Origin of the sequence: Pseudomonas aphyarum, from assembly GCF_028657055.1 — a bacterium.
GTDB classification, from domain to species: domain Bacteria; phylum Pseudomonadota; class Gammaproteobacteria; order Pseudomonadales; family Pseudomonadaceae; genus Aquipseudomonas; species Aquipseudomonas aphyarum.
In genome coordinates this window covers 357118-375269 of sequence record NZ_JAMDGS010000012.1, presented here as the reverse complement: position 1 = coordinate 375269, position 18152 = coordinate 357118, and the positions used below count along the sequence as shown (strand labels likewise).

General features: G+C 59.5%; 21 protein-coding genes and 1 tRNA gene. 12 read left to right on the top strand and 10 right to left on the bottom strand.

Going from position 1 to position 18152, the window contains the following annotated elements:
- The first annotated feature begins 49 nt into the window (after positions 1–49).
- Positions 50–592 carry a helix-turn-helix domain-containing protein gene (locus tag M5G18_RS19065; protein WP_007957913.1) on the top strand — a complete coding sequence of 181 codons (543 nt, stop codon included), beginning with the start codon at positions 50–52 and terminating at the stop codon, positions 590–592.
- On the opposite strand, the gene M5G18_RS19060 is transcribed toward M5G18_RS19065, so the two are convergent.
- The gene (locus M5G18_RS19060) at positions 593–1612 is read right to left on the bottom strand and encodes a DUF4917 family protein (protein WP_273896495.1); all 1020 of its coding nucleotides are present in this window, start codon (positions 1610–1612) and stop codon (positions 593–595) included.
- Positions 1613–1766: 154 nt separating this feature from the next.
- Between M5G18_RS19060 and yiaY the strand changes: the two genes are divergently transcribed.
- Positions 1767–2915 (top strand): L-threonine dehydrogenase, encoded by a 1149-nt coding sequence (yiaY, locus tag M5G18_RS19055; protein WP_273896496.1) that lies wholly within the window; start codon positions 1767–1769, stop codon positions 2913–2915.
- A 57-nt stretch (positions 2916–2972) separates the two neighbouring features.
- Here yiaY and M5G18_RS19050 read toward each other — a convergent pair whose 3' ends face one another.
- Positions 2973–3461 (bottom strand): DMT family transporter, encoded by a 489-nt coding sequence (locus tag M5G18_RS19050; RefSeq protein ID WP_273896497.1) that lies wholly within the window; start codon positions 3459–3461, stop codon positions 2973–2975.
- Between the two features lie 78 nt (positions 3462–3539).
- On the opposite strand from M5G18_RS19050, the gene M5G18_RS19045 reads away from it, so the two are divergent.
- From M5G18_RS19045 to M5G18_RS19015, 7 genes are all read left to right on the top strand, one after another.
- Positions 3540–4451 (top strand): LysR family transcriptional regulator, encoded by a 912-nt coding sequence (locus M5G18_RS19045; RefSeq protein ID WP_273896498.1) that lies wholly within the window; start codon positions 3540–3542, stop codon positions 4449–4451.
- A 153-nt stretch (positions 4452–4604) separates the two neighbouring features.
- Positions 4605–5321 carry a PA3715 family protein gene (locus M5G18_RS19040; protein WP_273896499.1) on the top strand — a complete coding sequence of 239 codons (717 nt, stop codon included), beginning with the start codon at positions 4605–4607 and terminating at the stop codon, positions 5319–5321.
- A gap of 4 nt (positions 5322–5325) precedes the next feature.
- On the top strand, positions 5326–5742 hold the full coding sequence (fos, locus tag M5G18_RS19035; RefSeq protein WP_273896500.1) for a fosfomycin resistance glutathione transferase: 417 nt from the start codon (positions 5326–5328) through the stop codon (positions 5740–5742).
- Positions 5743–5802: 60 nt separating this feature from the next.
- Positions 5803–6441 carry a LysE family translocator gene (locus M5G18_RS19030; RefSeq protein ID WP_039772730.1) on the top strand — a complete coding sequence of 213 codons (639 nt, stop codon included), beginning with the start codon at positions 5803–5805 and terminating at the stop codon, positions 6439–6441.
- 77 nt (positions 6442–6518) lie between these two features.
- Complete coding sequence (locus M5G18_RS19025; protein ID WP_273896502.1) at positions 6519–7868, top strand: sensor domain-containing protein; 1350 nt, start codon at positions 6519–6521, stop codon at positions 7866–7868.
- A gap of 118 nt (positions 7869–7986) precedes the next feature.
- Positions 7987–8142 (top strand): KGG domain-containing protein, encoded by a 156-nt coding sequence (locus M5G18_RS19020; protein WP_077045875.1) that lies wholly within the window; start codon positions 7987–7989, stop codon positions 8140–8142.
- Positions 8143–8217: 75 nt separating this feature from the next.
- Positions 8218–8721 carry a DUF4142 domain-containing protein gene (locus M5G18_RS19015; RefSeq protein ID WP_039772728.1) on the top strand — a complete coding sequence of 168 codons (504 nt, stop codon included), beginning with the start codon at positions 8218–8220 and terminating at the stop codon, positions 8719–8721.
- A 50-nt stretch (positions 8722–8771) separates the two neighbouring features.
- On the opposite strand, the gene M5G18_RS19010 is transcribed toward M5G18_RS19015, so the two are convergent.
- Positions 8772–9182, bottom strand: a complete 411-nt coding sequence (locus M5G18_RS19010) for a low affinity iron permease family protein (protein ID WP_273896507.1) — start codon at positions 9180–9182, stop codon at positions 8772–8774.
- Between the two features lie 217 nt (positions 9183–9399).
- Here M5G18_RS19010 and tam point away from each other — a divergent pair, with 217 nt between their 5' ends.
- Positions 9400–10170: a trans-aconitate 2-methyltransferase gene (tam, locus tag M5G18_RS19005; RefSeq protein WP_273896508.1), complete on the top strand. Its 771-nt coding sequence runs from the start codon at positions 9400–9402 to the stop codon at positions 10168–10170.
- Between the two features lie 39 nt (positions 10171–10209).
- Here tam and M5G18_RS19000 read toward each other — a convergent pair whose 3' ends face one another.
- Positions 10210–10938, bottom strand: coding sequence for a class I SAM-dependent methyltransferase (locus tag M5G18_RS19000; RefSeq protein WP_273896509.1), 729 nt, complete (start codon positions 10936–10938; stop codon positions 10210–10212).
- A 530-nt stretch (positions 10939–11468) separates the two neighbouring features.
- On the opposite strand from M5G18_RS19000, the gene M5G18_RS18995 reads away from it, so the two are divergent.
- The gene (locus tag M5G18_RS18995; protein ID WP_273896510.1) at positions 11469–11837 is read left to right on the top strand and encodes a DUF6124 family protein; all 369 of its coding nucleotides are present in this window, start codon (positions 11469–11471) and stop codon (positions 11835–11837) included.
- Between the two features lie 260 nt (positions 11838–12097).
- Positions 12098–13261: an ATP-binding protein gene (locus M5G18_RS18990; protein WP_273896512.1), complete on the top strand. Its 1164-nt coding sequence runs from the start codon at positions 12098–12100 to the stop codon at positions 13259–13261.
- 255 nt (positions 13262–13516) lie between these two features.
- On the opposite strand, the gene M5G18_RS18985 is transcribed toward M5G18_RS18990, so the two are convergent.
- The 6 genes from M5G18_RS18985 to M5G18_RS18960 all read right to left on the bottom strand — a co-directional run bounded on the left by M5G18_RS18985 (position 13517) and on the right by M5G18_RS18960 (position 18101).
- Positions 13517–13927, bottom strand: coding sequence for a PaaI family thioesterase (locus M5G18_RS18985; protein ID WP_039772722.1), 411 nt, complete (start codon positions 13925–13927; stop codon positions 13517–13519).
- A 289-nt stretch (positions 13928–14216) separates the two neighbouring features.
- A tRNA-Gly gene (locus tag M5G18_RS18980) sits at positions 14217–14290 on the bottom strand.
- 171 nt (positions 14291–14461) lie between these two features.
- Positions 14462–15346, bottom strand: coding sequence for an alpha/beta fold hydrolase (locus M5G18_RS18975; protein WP_273896513.1), 885 nt, complete (start codon positions 15344–15346; stop codon positions 14462–14464).
- Positions 15347–15663: 317 nt separating this feature from the next.
- Positions 15664–16356, bottom strand: coding sequence for a pseudouridine synthase (locus M5G18_RS18970; RefSeq protein WP_273896514.1), 693 nt, complete (start codon positions 16354–16356; stop codon positions 15664–15666).
- A 33-nt stretch (positions 16357–16389) separates the two neighbouring features.
- Positions 16390–16608: a cysteine-rich CWC family protein gene (locus tag M5G18_RS18965; protein ID WP_192560013.1), complete on the bottom strand. Its 219-nt coding sequence runs from the start codon at positions 16606–16608 to the stop codon at positions 16390–16392.
- A 5-nt stretch (positions 16609–16613) separates the two neighbouring features.
- The gene (locus M5G18_RS18960) at positions 16614–18101 is read right to left on the bottom strand and encodes a sensor domain-containing diguanylate cyclase (protein ID WP_273896518.1); all 1488 of its coding nucleotides are present in this window, start codon (positions 18099–18101) and stop codon (positions 16614–16616) included.
- Positions 18102–18152 lie beyond the last annotated feature (51 nt).

The following is an 18152-nucleotide window of genomic DNA, read 5'->3' as shown; positions in this document are numbered from 1 at the left end:
TCATTGGCAAGGACAAATCGTCTTTCCTTTGCTGGATTAATCGCTTCGCATGTCTATCCGTTTGAAATTATTGAGAAAAAAACTTGGCGTAACCCTTGAGGCACTGGCCGAGAAATCCGGCATGACCAAGAGTTATCTGTCGAAAGTCGAGCGGGGGTTGAACACGCCGTCGATTGCCGCCGCATTGAAACTGGCCAAGGCGCTGAACGTGAAAGTCGAGGAGCTGTTCTCCGAAGACAACGTCAGCCTCGACAGCTACAGCCTGGTGCGTAGCCACGAGCGCCAGTCGCTGGCGGCCAACGACCACAGCCCCGGCTACGCGGTGCTGGCTCATCAGGTCAGCGAACGCAGCCTGCTGCCGTTCATCATTTACCCGCCGAGCGAATTCACTGACAAAACCTTCAAGGAACATTTGGGCGAGGAGTTTCTGTTCGTCCACGAAGGCCAGGTCGAAGTGGACTTCGTGAACGAACGGGTGCTGCTGGAGCGGGGCGATGCGCTGCACTTCAATGCGCAGAAGCCGCATCGCATCCGCTCAGTAGGCGAGGTGCAGGCGCAGTTGCTGGTGGTGGTGCACAGCAGCGAGGAGTGATCAGACCTCGACCGGCACCGACAGCTTCGGATGGCCCAGCGCATGGCTCTTGGAATCAAAGAACCGCAACACGACGCCCGTGCCTTCGAACAACTTGGCGTAGTGGCGCTTCTGGTGCTGGATGAACGCCGCGCTGCGCGGGTAGATCGAGATCGCCACGGTCTGCAGTTTCGCCAGACGCAGGGCGCGCACGAGGTGGCTATCCTGTTCGCCCAGAGCGTGACCGAAGATGCACAGGTTGTCGCCGTGACCGAGTAACTGGTCGTAGCAGAACGACAGGTAATCCGAGCTGCGGATGGTCTTGAGCTTGTCGGCGCTCGGCCCTTCGTTGACGAACAGCGGCACGTCGTCCAGCGTCTTGATCGTGTTGTTGATCGCGAAACTGCCAAGCAGCGTGCCCTCGGTGGCGGTCAGTTTGCGGGCGGTGCCGTCCTGATTGCGCACCAGGTGCAGGCCGCCGTGCAGGTACAGCAGACGCGGTTTTTCAGTGCTGCTTTCGCACAGATCGAAACTGGCGTCGGGGCCGTTGAACAAGTCGTCGATCGCCTCGCCCTGATGTTGCAGCGCCCAGTAATTGAGCAGGTCGTAATTGGTGGTGAACACCGTGCGATAACGCGCCAGTTCGCTGTTCAGGGTCGCCAGGGTCGAGGCTTCGATCAGCCGCCACGGGATGTGCACCGCGTGGACGGTGTTGATCAGCGCTTCCTTGATCGCGTAGTAGCGGTTGCGCGGCGCCGCCGAGCTGACGGCCAACGCCTTGTTGACCCGGCTGGTGGTTTTCAGCGCGCCGAGCACCTGCTCGAAGCTGCGCGTCTGCATCGCGTCGAACACGCTCAGTTCCGACGGGCTCAGGGGCTTTTCTTCCACCGTGCGGGCGTTTTCGAACAGCGAGTCGTAGCCGAAATCGTCCCATACCGCGCGACTGGCGCCGTTGCCCAGCAACAGACCGCTGAAGTCGGTGGTGGCGCGCAACGCGTTCCAGTCTTCGAGTGTGGCGTCGACATCCAGAAAATCGGTCATTGCAGGGCACGTCTCAAAACAAAGGGCAGATGGGCGGCGACTTTATCACGAGCGGGCATTGAGCCAGATCAACATCCGCCGTGACCGATCGGTCGATCCTGTGCGTATCCGCCGGATCGCAGGAGTCGATTCGGCCCCAGTCAGGAGACGCGCCATGAGCAGCACCTTTTTCATTCCAGCAGTCAACATCATGGGCAGCGGCTGCCTCGACGACGCCATGAACGCGATCCGCAACTACGGTTTTCGCAAGGCGCTGATCGTCACCGACGCCGGGCTGGCCAAGGCCGGCGTGGCGACGATGATTGCCGAAAAACTGGCAATGCAGGACATCGATTCAGTGATCTTCGACGGCGCCAAACCCAACCCGAGCATCGCCAACGTCGAGGCCGGGCTGGCGCTGCTCAAGGACAGTTGCTGCGATTTTGTGGTGTCCCTCGGCGGCGGCTCGCCCCACGACTGCGCCAAGGGCATCGCGTTGTGCGCCACCAACGGCGGGCAGATCCGCGACTACGAAGGCGTCGATCAATCGGCCAAGCCGCAACTGCCACTGATCGCCATCAACACCACCGCCGGCACGGCCAGCGAGATGACCCGGTTCTGCATCATCACCGACGAAACCCGCCACGTGAAAATGGCCATCGTCGACCGCAACGTCACGCCGCTGCTGTCGGTCAACGACCCGGCGCTGATGGTCGCCATGCCGAAGGGCCTGACTGCCGCCACCGGCATGGACGCACTGACCCACGCGATCGAAGCCTACGTTTCCACCGCCGCCAACCCGATCACCGACGCCTGCGCACTGAAGGCCATGACCCTGATCAGCAACAACCTGCGCTTGGCCGTGCGCGACGGCAGCGATCTGGCCGCGCGGGAAAACATGGCGTACGCGCAGTTCCTCGCGGGCATGGCGTTCAACAATGCCTCCCTCGGTTATGTGCATGCGATGGCGCACCAGTTGGGCGGTTTCTACGATCTGCCTCACGGGGTGTGCAATGCGGTGTTGTTGCCGCATGTGCAGACGTTCAATGCGCTGGTCTGTGCCGATCGCCTCACCGACGTGGCCCACGCCATGGGCGCCGATATTCGCGGGTTTAGTCCGGAGGAGGGCGCGCAAGCCGCGATTGCCGCGATCCGTTGCTTGGCCAAAGACGTCGAGATTCCCGGCGGCCTGCGTGATCTGGGCGCCAAGTGCACCGACATCCCGGTGCTCGCCGCCAACGCCCTGAAGGACGCCTGCGGCTTTACCAATCCACGGGCGGCGGATCAGCGGCAGATCGAGGAGATTTTCCGCAGTGCCTTTTGAGACATTACGCTCGACAGGACTGAGGTCACGGGCTGGTCGTTTCGAAATCGGGAACGATCAGTTCGCCGGTGCCAAGGACTTGGCGGCGGTATCACCAAACTGAATCAGCACCACCCCCGCCATCAACAACACCGCGCCGAACAGGCGCGGCAACGTCAGTTGCTTCTCTACCAGCCCGAACAGGCCGAAATGATCCAGCACGATTGACGTGATCATTTGCCCGGCCAAAGCCAACGCCAGAAAACCCGAAGCCCCCAGCTTCGGCAGCAACACCACCGCCAATGCCACGAAGCACACCCCGAACGCGCCGCCGGTCCACATCCACAACGGCAGCTTGCTGGCGAGGGCCAACGACGGCAACGGCAGGCGCAGGGCGACAATCACCGGCAACAGCACCAGCACGCTCACTACCAGTGAGGTGAGTGTCGCCCACAGCGGATGCCCCAATCCCCGCGCCAGATTGATGTTGATCGCACTCTGAAACGGCACCACCGCCCCGGCGAATACCGCCAACAGCAGCAGTCCGACCCACTGCATCGTTCCCATGATCGTTCTCCGGCAAGGTTTTGCTGGACTCTAGGGTATTCGTCGCGCAGATTTAAATTCTGTTTTGGTATCCGGAACATGCATCGAATGAATGATCTGCGCCGCATCGACCTCAACCTGCTGGTGATCCTCGACGCCTTGCTCGGCGAGCAAGGCGTGACCCGCGCCGCCGAGCGCCTTCACCTGAGCCAACCGGCAGTCAGCCACGCGTTGGCGCGTCTGCGCGACTTGCTCGGTGATCCATTGCTGGTGCGGGCCGGTTCGGGGCTGGTGCCCACCGCGCGGGCGCTGGAGCTGGCGGCACCGCTGGCGGAAACTCTGGCTCAGGTGCAATCACTGCTGGCGCCGAACACCTTTGATCCTGCCAGCGCCCGTCGGAGCTTTCGCCTCGCAATGTCGGATTACGGCGCGGCGATCATCCTGCCCGGGCTGATTCGCACCTTGCGCGCGGAAGCGCCGGGCATTGACCTGCAAATCAGCCACGCCAGCCGCGAAGGCATGGTTGAAGGCCTGCTCAACGGCGACATCGACCTCGCCGCCGGCGTACTTCCCGAATTGCCCGGCGAACTGCGCAGCACGCCACTGTTCGAGGAGCGCTACGTGTGCCTCCTGGATCGCCAGAGCCTTCCCCCCGGACGTGTTCTCGACCTGCCAACCTATCTCTCCCGTCCCCATGTCTTGCTGGAAATGCGCGGCAGCGGCACTCCGGAAATCGAACGCACCCTGACCGCCCTGCGCGAACGCCGCCGCGTCGCCATCAGCCTGCCGCATTGGAGCGTTGCGCCACGGTTTATCAGCGGCACGGACTTGATCCTGACCGTGGCTTCGCGGGCGTTGAATGAGGTGGATGAAGAGTCGCTGATCGTTGTGCCGCCACCGTTTGAAATTGCGCCGTTCACGTTTGTATCGGCGTGGCACAAGCGGCGGGGCGGGGATCAGGCGTTGAACTGGTTGAATCGACGGATTGAGCAGGGGATAGTGCGCGGCTGAAAAACATCAAGGAGCGGGGCGTGACAGTGAAGTCTGGTGTGGTGGGATGGTGTTGACCACCCTTCGCTACGACGGAAAATCCTACGTCTTGCCTAAAGGTTTCAAAGCCATCGAGTGATACAGAGCCAACGCGACTTATTTCAAGGAAGAACAATGCTCCCCCCAACCCGACTTTTCATCGCCCTCAGCTTTTTCGCGATCACCGCCCAGGCGCAACCGGCCTGCGTAACAAAGAAGCATGACGACCAATCGCTCTCACGCTGCAAACCATGGCCGGCGTTCAAGGAGCAGGTGATTGCCCTCAAGTCCACTTATGTACCGGATGCGGGTAATGACGATGCGGGCGTGTTTGATCTGGATCTGGCGGTGCTGAACAGCACCAATGCCAGGCCGATTGCCACTTACACCAAACCCGGCGCTTACAACTCCGATGCCATCCGGTTCGACGACCTGGTGATCGATACGGCCCGCTACAGGCTGGCTCCGGACGTCCGTGCCTTTGGTTTGCGTTCGAAGTTCGAGCACAGCTCCCGCGCCAATCCATACGAAAAAACCGATCTGGCGCTGTATGTGCGTGAAGGCGGCAAGCTGCGCCCGGTGCTGGAAGGTCTCGTGGTCTACAAGAACCATGGTGAGTGGATGGATGAATGCGAAGGTGAAGGTCAGCAAATTCGCCGAACCGTGGAAATCGGCCCGTCCAGCCACAACGGCTATTCCGACCTGATCGTCACCTCAAGCGGCACGGCGATGAAAACCGTCAAGGCCGGCAAGGAATGCGTTTCCCAGGATTCCCCGCTGAAGAAAACCCAAATCACCCTGACCTACGACGGCAAGCAATACACCATTCCCGAAGACCTCAGAGGTTACTGACCCGATGCTCACCGGCCTCAACCACCTGACCCTCGCCGTCACCGACCTTGATCGCAGCCTCGCGTTCTACCGCGACGTGCTGAAGCTGCGGGTCGAAGCCACCTGGGACGCCGGTGCCTATCTGTCGCTCCCGGGCCTGTGGTTGTGCCTGTCCCTCGACCCGAAGCGCCATCCCGAGCCCGCCGCCGACTACACCCACTACGCCTTCAGCCTTGGTGCGGCGGATTTCCCGCTGTTCGTGCAACAGCTTCGCGCCGCCAACGTGCGGGAATGGCGCGATAACCGCAGCGAAGGCGCGTCGTTCTACTTCCTCGACCCGGACGGGCACAAACTCGAAGTCCACGTCGGCGATCTGGCCTCGCGACTGGCCGCGTGTCGGCAAAAGCCCTACGCAGGCATGCGTTTTTTCAACGAGTCGTGAATATTCACAAACCGCTGGGATAGACTGGCGGCCACGTTTTCCGGGACTTGCAGGTTTTCCATGACTCCATCGTTGCTAATGGCCGTGCTGGCCTCGGGTTTCATCTACGGCATCACGCCGGGGCCGGGTGTGCTGGCGGTGTTCGGCATCGGCGCCGCACGTGGGCGGCGGGCCGGGGCGGGGTTCCTGTGCGGGCATCTGCTGGGCGATGTGATCTGGTGCAGCACCGCGCTGATCGCGATTGTCGGCGCCCGGGAAATCGGCAGCACCGCGTTCGATGTGCTCGGCGTGCTCAGCGGCCTGTACCTGTTCTGGCTCGGCTGGCGCGCGGTGCGGGCCAAGCGCAGCAATGGCGATCAGCCGCAGGGCGCGGCGCGTCAGCCTTTCTGGCACGGCATTCTGTTCGGCCTGACCAACCCCAAGGCCTACCCGGTGGCGGTGGCGACATTCACTGCGCTGCTGTCGAGCCGCGCCGAACTGCTCAACTGGTCGATGCTGCCAATGCTGATCGCCTTGAGTTTCCTCGGCGGATTGCTCGCCTACGCTATCCTCATTGGCATCGTCGGGGCGCGCCAGGTGCGTACGTTGTACCAGCGCCACGAACTGGCGATCACCCGGTTGTGCGGGATCATGTTCATCGGTTTTGCCATCAACGCGCTGGTGCATGCGCTGCCGGGGTTGATGCCGAACAAGGCTTGAAAACAGTCGCTGGGATGCGAGGTCGAGGTCACGGATGGTTGAACAGTGCTGCATTGCCCGGACACCCACGCTGAACCATGGAAAGCCGAAATTCCGCGCCGCTGGCGAGTTACATCGATCTGTTGCTGGACGCCGTTTGCGCGGTCGACAAGCAAGGTCGTTTCGTTTTTGTCAGCGCGGCCTGCGAGCGGATTCTCGGCTACACGCCTGACGAACTGATCGGCCAGTCGATGATCGACTACGTCTACCCGGCCGACCGTGAGCGCACCCTGGCCGCCGCGAGCGACATCATGGGCGGCGAGCCCAAGCACAATTTCGAAAACCGCTACGTGCGCAAGGATGGCAGCCTCGTGCATATCCTGTGGTCGGCGCGCTGGTCGGAGGTCGACCAACTGCGCATCGCCGTGGCCCGGGACATCACCGAGCGCAAACTCGCCGAATCCCGTCAGGCGGCGCTTTACGCGATCTCCGAAGCGGCCCATGCGGCGGAAGATCTGCTGGCGCTGTTCAAGCGCATCCACCTGATCATTGGCGAGTGGCTGCCGGCGCTGAATTTCTCCGTGGCGCTGTACGACGAACACTGCGCGCAGCTGAATTTTCCCTATCACGTCGACGATGACGAGTTGCAACCGGAGCAACCCGGCACCGTCACCGGGCGCCTGTGTGCGGAAGTGATCCGCAGCGGTCAGCCGATCCTGCTGACCCCGGATTGCCCCCACGCGCCGCCGGAGTTCGCCGCGCTGGTGGCCGGGCAGCAATCGCCGTGCTGGCTCGGGGTACCGCTGAGTTCGAAAGACCGCACCATCGGCGCGCTGATCGTCAAAAGCCTGCCCGGCGGCGAACGCTACACTGAGCGCGACAAGGAACTGCTGCAATACGTCTGCGCCCAGGTCGCCACCGCCATCGAACGCCAGCAACTGCACGCCCGCCTGCGACGCATGGCGCAATACGATCAACTGACCCAGTTGCCCAACCGCGAACTGCTGCGCGACCGGCTCAAGGCTGCACTGAGCCATGCGCGTGATCAGTCCGGGCACATGGCGCTGCTATATGTCGATCTGGATCGCTTCAAGCAGGTCAACGACACCTTTGGCCATGGGGTTGGCGACATGCTGTTGCAGACGGTGGCCAACCGGCTCAAAGGCTGCGTGCGCGAAACCGACACCGTGGCGCGGATCGGCGGCGACGAGTTCGTGGTACTGCTGCACAGCGTCCACGCCGCCGACGATGCCGACAGCGTGGCGGAAAAAATCCGACAGGTCCTGGTGCAACCCATGCGCCTGGACGGGCACAACCTGCACATCGAACCGAGCATCGGCGTGGCCCGTTATCCCGAGCATGGCGATGAGGAACAGCAACTGTTCCGCCACGCCGATCAGGCCATGTACGCCGCCAAACGCCTGAATCATCGGGCACTCGACAGCTGATCGGCGGGCCACCGTTCGTCGCGGCGACGGCAACTTTTCTAAACCTTTGGCGGTCAGGAAATTCTCAATCTAGGCGGGCACCTGCTCGCTAACGATCAATGCCAAGAGGTAGAGAATCATGCCTAACTCAAGAAACTCGAACTCGGGAAACTTCGCCAACGATCGAACGAAGGCGTCTGAAGCCGGTCGCAAAGGTGGGAAAACCACCACCACGACTGTCGACAAAGAGCCTAAAACCGACATGGGCCGCAAGCCTGCTCAGAAATCGAAGTAGTCGGCGAAGGTTGTTTTGATTGAGAGGCGGGGGCGCAAGCTCCCGCTTGAATTTCGAGAGAAGGAGGGCGCGACCATGAGCCGGATGGCCACCCGAGTACGCCACATCAGTTTTGTCAGCCTGCTGGGGTTGTTTGCCAGCAGCGCGTTTGCCCAGTCGCCCGCCGACTTCATAAACGAAGCCTCGGCCAAAGGCATGGCCGACATCGAGGCCAGTCGTCTGGCGCACAGCAAGGCCGAGTCCAAAGAGGTCAAGGATTACACCATCGTCGTCATCAACGACCGCACCACCGCCAACCAGCACCTGGCGAAAATCGCCAAGAAACTGGACCTGCCGGTGGCGCCCCGCGAAGAGGTCGCCGACAAGGCCAAGGCGTTGATGCCGGAAGTCAAAGAAGGCGCGAGCTTCGATCAGGCCTACGCCGCCAGCCAGGTCAAAGCCACGGAAGAAGCCATCGAACAGATCCAGCAGGAAGCCCAGACCACCGACGTGCCGGAGATCAAGGCGTTTGCCGACGAGACCCTGCCGAAACTCCAGAGCCATCTGGAAATGGCGCGGGCTCTTCAGGCCAGTCGCTGAATCCATGGCAATGAAAACGGCGCTTTTTTAGCGCCGTTTTTTTTTGCCTGTCAGCATTCATTCAGATCCTGCTTCGGCTTGCTTTTGTCCCCCAGACCTTCCAGGTCAAACACCTCATTCTCACCCATCGCCCGGTAATGCCTACGCAGCGCCTCCAGCTGCTTGAGATCCAGTGACTCCAGCCCGAGCATCGCGTTCTGCGCCTCCTTGTTCACCCGCAGCAACTCATCGAGTTTCAGATGCAGGATGTCGGTGTCGCGGTTCTGGGTGTTCTGGATAAGGAACACCATCAGGAACGTGATGATCGTGGTCGAGGTGTTGATGATCAGTTGCCAAGTGTCGTTGTAATCGAAAATCGGCCCGCTCAACCCCCAGAGCCCGATCAGAATCAAAGCCCCCATGAACGTCTTGGGGCTGCCGGCCCAGAGCGCCAGCGTTTGCGAAACCTTTGCGAATTTCATGGCCGTGTTCCTTGTTGGGGGAGCTTGAAATTCAGACATCGGGGGGATGCGGAAAATTCTACTTACAGTTTTTCTGAATCCCTGTGGGCACGGCCGAAGACAGCGTTCCCGGCGATATCGGACCTACGTAGGGGAAGGCAGATAAACACGATCGCTGTATCGTGACGGCAGCCGCTTTTCCACGTTTCGCCGAAAACGTCCAAGACAGGAGAACGCAATGACCTGGTCCGCCAAGCAATACGTCACTTTCGAAGATGAACGCACCCGCCCGGCCCGCGACTTGCTGGCGGTGATTCCCACGGTCGAGGCGCGGTCCGTAGTCGATATCGGGTGTGGTCCCGGCAACTCGACCGAGTTGTTGGTGGAGCGTTTTCCGGGGGCGAAAGTGCAGGGGCTCGACAGTTCGCCGGACATGATCGACGCCGCGCGCAAGCGTCTGCCGCAGTTGCAGTTCGAGGTGGCGGACATCGATAAATGGGCCGATGAAGGGCCGTTCGATGTGATCTTCGCCAACGCGGTTTTGCAGTGGGTGCCGGAACATGCGACGTTGCTGCCAGCGCTGGCGGGCAAGTTGGCGCAGGGTGGCAGTCTGGCGATTCAGATGCCGGACAACCTCAATGAGCCGTCCCATCGGTTGATGCGTGAAGTGGCTGCCAACGGGCCGTGGGCCAGCAAACTGGCGGGCGCGGCGGGGCAGCGGACCGAGATGGCGGACGCCAGTGCTTATTTCTCGATGCTGCGGCCGCATTGCGCGCGGGTCGATGTTTGGCGCACCACGTATCACCATCAGTTGGCGGGCGGGGCCTCGGGTATCGTTGAGTGGTTCAAGGGCAGTGGTTTGATTCCGTTTCTCAGTCCGCTGACTGAGGCCGAGCGGGCGGAATATCTGGCGCAATATCTGGCGGATGTCGCGAAGGCGTATCCGGCGCTGGCGGATGGTTCGGTGTTATTGCCGTTTCCACGGCTGTTCATTGTCGCCACACGTTGAAATGAAAAAGGGCCGATTTGATCGGCCCTTTTTTTGTGGTCAGCGCTGTACGGCGACCAGCATCATCATCGGTCGCTCACGCTCTTCAGCGAGCGCCGGTTGCGCGGCCACTTCGGCATTGCTCGGGCCCCATTCATTGACGTGTTGAATCGTGAACCCGGCGCCGATCAACGCGTTGAGTAGCGTGCCGACCGTACGATGCTGCTTGATCACACCGTCGGCCAGCCAGTTGGTCACCCGCTCGCCTTCCATCTGATAACTGTCCAGCGGCCAGCGCTTGTTGCCTTCGCTGTCGATCAGCCAGCCCGGATTGCGCGGCGCCATGAAGATCGGGTGCTCGATGGAAAACACAAAATGCGCACCCGGTTTAAGCGCTGCATGCAGCTTGGCAAACAGCCCCGAGAGATCCTTGATGTAGTGCAGGGCCAGTGAGCTGTAAGCCAGATCGTAAGTGCACGCAGGCAAATCGAGCTGTTCCAGGTCGGCACGTTCGTAGCGGATGTTCGCGGCCGAGGTGGTTTCCTTCGCACGTTCGAGCATTTTCTCCGAGACATCCAACCCCAGCACTTCGGCAGCGCCTTGTTCGCTGGCCCAGCGGCAGAACCAGCCGTAGCCGCAGCCCAGATCCACCACCTGCAAACCGTGCAGGGAGGGCAACAAGGCTTTCAGCGCCGGCCATTCCGGCGCGGCATCAAGGCCGCCGATGGAGCGGTTCATCTGGCTGTAGCCCTGGAAAAATTCGGGATCGTCGTAGATGTTCTGGGTCATGGGTTTGCTGCTCTTTTGAATTTGATTTGGGTGGCTCGGAGGCCACGGTCTTGAATCCCTCGAAACGTGAAGGCGCGTATTCGTCGATGGCCGCGCAGGGGGAGGGTGGTGGGCGATGGGGAAATGCTAGCGGGTCGTGGCGAGTGTGAGAACTGAGGGAGTGTTGGGGATCTGTAAACGTGGTTTTTCGATTCGGGATGTTTAAAGAGTGGGTTCCGTTTACTGAACCTTCCCACAAGGTTTTCAGGTTGTCCGTCGGAAGTGCGGGCTCTAGCCTTTGAGGGTCGCTGATGAATCGGCGATCGGGATTGGAACCCCGGCGACTTCCCGAAAAAGCAAAAGCAGCTTTCATGACGTATGCTTGCCCGCCTTCATGGTGTGCACTCTTGTTATGGCGGCTGTGCGCGAGAGACTTCGAGTCTGTCGGGTTTTTGGCTTTTTTCGCCCGGGTTCCAACTCGCGTACAGCTGCCACCTCTTCGATTGGAACCGAGTAGGTCAGCTCCACCTATCGATCAGAAAGAAGCCATTATGAAGAAGCCAACCCCTAATCCCCCCGAAGTCGAAACCGACCCAACGTCCCCCTACAGCTCAATCGACTCCAGAAAACTCAACGACGCCGCCAACCGCGCCCTCGACCATTACCTCTGCCCAGGCGCCCATGTCATGGGCACAAACAACCAGCCCGACCCCATGTACTTCGCCAACCCGGCCTACGACACCGAATCCTTGCTCGCTAACGCCAGCGAATCCCTTGGCTCGGCCAGCGAAATGCTCAACAACTTCGCTGCCACCCTCGACCCCACCCACCGCAGAACCGCGATAGGCATTGCGCAACTGGTGATGCTGGGGGAGTTGGCGGTGAATCAGGCGCTGGATCATGTTGAGGTGAAGGACTGAATTGCACCTGTTCGGGCAGGCATAAAAAAACCGGTCATCACGACCGGTTTTTAGTTTCATTTCAACCTGGCTGCAAAGCGTCGAGTGTTGTCGAAGTCCGTATCGGGCGAGTATTCGAATCAGTATTTCAGGCGCAATGCTCGTGAGGTTGACAGAGTTCGGCCCAATAAGTAGCAAAATATAGTGAAATCTAAGGGTGTATAGGGATATCTGCTATACATCGATATATTCGTGTAGAGACACGCATTTGTGAGGCTTTCATGGATCCATACCGTAATCCATTTGCTCCAGGCGCAGGAAGCAGACCGCCTGAATTGGCAGGACGCGACACAATCCTAGAGGCAGCCAGGATCTCATGTGGGCGAGCCATCAACGGACGAAGCGCCCGATCCATCATGCTTCTTGGATTGAGAGGCACAGGTAAGACGGTACTGCTGAACGAGATTGGAAAAATTGCGAGGGAAGAGGGGCTTCTCGTTTCAAAGGTAGAGGCTCCGGAGCGTGAAAGTCTTGCACGCCTTCTCTTTCCTGAAATGCGGAAAGTCATGCGCTCACTTTCTGCTGTAGAAGCTGCCAAGCAAATTGCGGCCCGTGGACTGAATGGTTTGCGCGGTTTCGCCTCTATTTTCAAGATCGATATCGCAGGCGTGGAGATTGGTGTCGAACCGGAGCCAGGATTCGCTGACAGCGGGGATCTTCAATACGATCTTCCAGATCTTTTTGCCGTGATAGGTCAAGCTGCGCAAGCTGCAGGCAAAGGCTGGATTCTTCTGATTGATGAAGTTCAGTACCTTTCCGAAGCAGATTTATCTGCGCTTATTGTGTCGATCCATCACATGTCTCAAGAAGGGCTGCCGGTACTTCTTGTCGGTGCTGGTCTTCCCCAGGTTGCTCGTTTGGCAGGCGAGGCAAAATCCTATGCAGAGCGGCTTTTTCTATACCCTGCGGTTGATGCGCTCGACCAAGTATCTGCAATTCAAGCAGTTCAGAAGCCAATCGCGGATGAGGAGGCTTCGATCGAACTCGCAGCACTTGGCAATATTGTTGATCGGACGAGAGGGTATCCTTTCTTCCTTCAGGAGTGGGCATCCACTGCTTGGAACAACGCTGAAGGGCCTGAAATCACAGTCGAAGATGTGGACCATTCATACGCGGAGACGTTGGCTTCTCTTGATGCGGGCTTTTTCAGGGTGCGTATTGATCGACTGACAAAGTCGGAAGTGCAGTTCGTGAAGACGATGTCGGAGCTCGGGGATGGCCCCTATGCAATGGCCGATATTGCGAAAGCGATGGGGCGTACACAGTCATCGCTGGGTCCGACTCGGGCCAACATAATCTCCAAAGGAATGATCTACAGCACAGATCACGGCTACTTGAATTTCACCGTCCCGCTTTTTGCTGAATATATGCGTCGCCAAGGATGAACCGGTCTCAGACGCGAGACTGAGGCCAGAACGCGCGACTGATCCCGTGTGAAAGTGGAAACCGCTGGCTGCTTCTAACTCCAACAGTTTGGGTCTTATCTCGGTTTAGTCGTGATAACTCACAATTAAATGGAGTTAGCTGCAGTTGAGGATACGCGTGCACCGTTGTTGAGTGTGTTCTGATTCATACGGTTTGCTCCAAATCCCAGACACAAAAAACCGGTCATCAAGACCCGCTTGGATTCGTCTGGGGGACTACTGCGGCACAGCGAACACTGCGCTGGCACGGGCAACCATTCGATCACCGACATGCAACCCGACAGTGGCAAACGCCAGCTGCCGTCCTTTTTTGGAGTGCTCAACGCGTACCTCGAGCCACTCATTGATCTGCACCGCGCTGAGGTAGTCCAGGGTCATACTCGCCGTGATCAATGGCAGGGGAGGGTCGCTGGAGAATGCCATGGCGTAACCCATGCCGACATCCGCCAATGTCGCCAATACACCGCCATGCAACGTGCCCCGTCCATTGGCATGTCGTGAGTCTGTCCGCAGACCGATTTCAAGTTGCAAGCCACTGCCTCTGGTATAGATCGGGCCAAGCAAGTCGAGCAGCGGACTGCTGCGGGTCAGCGGAGTGAAGCCCTCGGGAATAGCTGTGTCGTTCATGGTCGATCCCTCTTCCGGTTGGTTACCAGCTTATTTAGCCTGGATACGGAGCGTTGCTTATGAGGGTTTAATCCTGATTTCGCCGTCGGAGAAGGATCATACGTATGCGGAATTTGCAGCGATAAGCTGATCACGATGGAGCAGTAGGGGGCAGGGTGTTTCGACGGTAGCGATCTTTGGATTTGCCAATGAAAACTCAAATCCCAGACACAAAAAAACCGGCCATCAAGGCCGGTTTTTTCTGTTTCCGCATCCCCCGTCAAACCACGACGCAGGACATAAATTCGATTGGAGCGGGTGAAGGGAATCGAACCCTCGTTATCAGCTTGGGAAGCTGGAGTAATGCCATTATACGACACCCGCTCAGAGCGGCTGACTTTGTACCAGACTCGGCCACGGATTTGAAGTTTTCTTTGCACGCGAACTACGGAAAGTCCTGAAACAGAGCCGAAATCGGTCAATCGCGGGCAAGCGCTGCGGGGCTGGAGGACGGCTGAATCTCAGCCTCGCAGGCTTGCTCGCGACGACACTGTTTCAAATGGCCAATGCATGGTGATCCTGGACGAGCTGGTAACGCGTTCGGCTGGCCTGTTGCGCCGGTTTCAGGAAACCGAGCAGGGCGTTCTGGCTGTCCCGGCAGGCGGATTTGTGTTCCATGTCGAGGAAGTGCCCGGTGGCCTGCAGGGTGGTGAAGGTGCTCTGCGCCACGTGGCTGCCGAACAGGCGCGCATCTTCGGCGGCGGTGTATTCGTCCCATTCGCCGTTCAGGAACAGCACCGGTACGTTGATTTTCTTCGCCGCGTTCAGATAGCACTGACGGTCGCTGTGCAGCACGTCGCTGATGTGGAAATGCATCTGCCCGTATTCGTGCTCGGCCAGGCTGCTGACGTGGCGATAGTTGAAGCGCTTGAACAGCGACGGCAGGTGTTTGCCGATGGTGTTGTTGACGAGGTGGCCGACCCGGTCGCCGTCACGTTGGCCGAGGCATTCGACGCCGCGTTCGAGGTAATCAAGCATGTGCGCGTTGATCACCGGGGAGAACGAGCTGATCACGGCTTTTTCGATTCGCCGGGGTTGGTGCGCAAGAGCGACCATGGTCGCGGCGCCACCCCAGGAGAACGACAGCACGTGTTCGGCCGCGAAGTGGTCGATCAGCTCCAGCAGGATCAGACCTTCGACTTCTTTCGTCAGATGTTTCTCGTGGCGGTTGTGGACTTTCGACTTGCCCGCGTAGGGCTGGTCGTAGCAGACCACGTTGAATTGCGGGTGCAGATTTTTCACGGTTTGTGCAAACGACGCAGTCGTGGCCATCGAGCCGTTGACCAGGATGATGGTCTTTTCTGCGGCGTCTGCGCGATAGAACTCCGTGTAAACCCGATACTGACCCTGTATATCCAGCACAGCGATTTCTGGCCTCATGTCATAAGACTCCTGGCAAGCAAGCGGGTATGCGCGCAAATAGAGATTGCACGAGCTTTGTGACAGGTAGGCATACGCCTGGAATTTTGGAGCCCATGTCGATCCGGAACGGCAGGTCGACGGGTATTGTTATTGGCGGGCAATTTGCCGGCTGAGGCGGAGCCCTTGAGGACTCTCTACCGGCAAAAGGTTTCTTAGAAGTTATGTGTGACTCATCGGTCACAATTTGGCCGACGTCCTGATTCAAGCAGGGGGATCCGGATCGCGCAAGTGCCGTTGGTAAATTGTTCGACAACTTCTGCTGAGCGGTCGGCTGCTTAGAACAAATGAATCTCTTCGGTGCGCAAGGCGCGGTACTCGCCCGGTTTTAGCGCGTGATCCAGCGGCAGCGGGCCCATGGATTCGCGGTGCAGGCGCAGCACTTTGTTGTTGAAATGGCCGAACATGCGCTTCACCTGATGGTAACGACCCTCGACGATGCTCAGCCGCGCCGTCCGTGGGCCGAGCACTTCCAGCTGCGCCGGTTGGGTGGTCAGGTCCTCGAAGGCGAAATAGATCCCCTCGGCGAATTTGATCGCATATTCCGGGCCGATTTCCTGTTCGGTCTCGACGTAATAGACCTTCGGCAGTTTGGTCTGCGGCTGGGTCAGGCGCCGCGACCAACTGCCGTCGTTGGTGATCAGCATCAGCCCGGTGGTGTTGAAGTCCAGGCGCCCGGCAATGTGCAGGTCGTCCTTGTCCGGCTCGTGGATCAGGTCGAGCACGGTCGGATGCTCGGGATCGCGGGTGGCGCTGACGCAGCCTTGCGGTTTGTACAGCATGAAATAGCGCGCCGGTTTGCCGCTTTGCAGCACTTCGTCGTCGACTTCGACGCGGTTGAATTCCAGGACTTCGCTGTGGGGATCGCTGACGACTTTTCCGTCAATGCGCACGCGCTTTTCCACCAGCAACAGGCGAACCTGCTTGCGGTTGTAGCGGGGCAGGTTACTGAGGAAACGGTCGACGCGCATGATCAGGAATCGGCAAGAAGCGGGGCGCGCATCTTACGGGATCGACGGCTTGGCCGCTTGCAGTTGCGCCTCGACCTGGGCGCAACGCGGGCACAGGCAGGATTGGTCGCGCAGTTCCGGCGGCAGGGCTTCGAGCACTGCCGGATCGATGGATACGCCGTAGCACCAGCAGGCGCGGTCGGCGGTGCGCGGGTCGGCCAGGGTGCAGTCGTTGCGCGCGCCGCAGGCCGGGCAGAGGTCAGGTTTGTTCATGAGTGTCAGGCATAGGTCGAGTGAGGCATTTCCACGCAGGTGCGGTTACGGCCGGTCTGTTTGGCCCGGTACATCGCATGATCGGCCCGTGACAGCAGGCTGTGCAAGGTGTCATCCCGTTGCAGGGTGGTGGCGCCGATGCTGACCGTCAGATTCAGGGTATGACCGTTGTAGGCATATTCATGCTGTTCGACGTGCTGACGGATCTTCTCGGCAATCTTCTGACCGGTCTCGCCGTCAGTGTCCTTCAGCAGCACGATAAATTCCTCACCGCCCCAACGGCAAACGATGTCGGAATGCCGCAGGCAACTTTGCAGATCCCGGGCGAACCCGATCAGCACCTGATCACCGGCCATGTGTCCGTAGGTGTCGTTCAACACCTTGAAGTGATCCAGATCCAGCAACAACGCTGTCAGCGGTTTCGGTTCGCGATGAGCTTCGTGCAGCGCTTGCACGGCGAGCAGGTCGAAGCCGCGACGGTTGGGCAGTTCGGTGAGGCTGTCGAGGGTGGCCTGGGCGTGGATTTTTTCCTGATAACGGCGGATCAAGCGGTTGACCAGCGCCAGCACGATCAACGTCACCAGCAGGCAGATCAGCAAGTTGAGGTACAGCGACTGGCGGATTTCGCTCAGCGCGCCGTCTTCGCGTTTGTCGACGAACAGGTACCAGTTCAACTCCGGAATGAACCGCACGTTGAGGAAATGTCCCTGACCGTGGGTGGAATATTCGTAGCTGCCGCTGTGGGGTTTGGGTAACTGGCTGACCAGGCTTTTCATGCTCTCGAGGTCGTTCAGGCTTTTCCCGACTGGCGCCCCTTCCGGTCCGCCCTCGGCGCCGGTCAAGACCAGTCGGCCGAAGGTGTCGACGAAGTAAACGCTGCGTTGATAGCGCTGCTGGTACTTGTCGATCAGCTTGATTACTGCGTCCACCGTCAGCCCTACGCCGGCGGCGCCGATGAAGCGATCGTTGTAGTCGTAGACCTTGTAGTTGATGAAGAAGGTCATGTTGTCTTTGTTGGCCAGGTCCGGGTCGACGTTGATCTCGTACGGATCCTTCATGTCGCGTACGCGGAAGTACCACGCGTCGCGTGGCTCGTCGATTTTCACTTGCTTGAGCACGCCCTTGGCGTGGTAGTAGGTGTGGGTGCTGTTGGAAATGAAGAACGCGGTGTAGGCGCCGTAGTGGGTCATGACCTCGTCGAGGTAGCGGGTCATCTGGTCGCTGTCTTTCTCGCCGTTCACCACCCAGTCGCGCATGAAGGTGTCGCGGGACATCATCGATGAAATCAGGATCGGTCTGACGAGGTCTTTCTGGATTTCCGAGTACACCGTGTCGGACGTCAGCGGCAGTTCGGTGTTGACGATGTTGTCGCGGATCGACGCCCGCGAGGCGTAGTAGCTGAGCAGCGAGGTGGCGAGGAAACCTGCGCCGAGGAGGGCGACCAGAGTCAGTACCAGCGAACGTTGGGAGTAAAACGCAGATCTGAGCGGCATTGGCAGTTCCGTCGACGGTGGCCCGATGGCAGCATTCTAGTGAGATGGCCG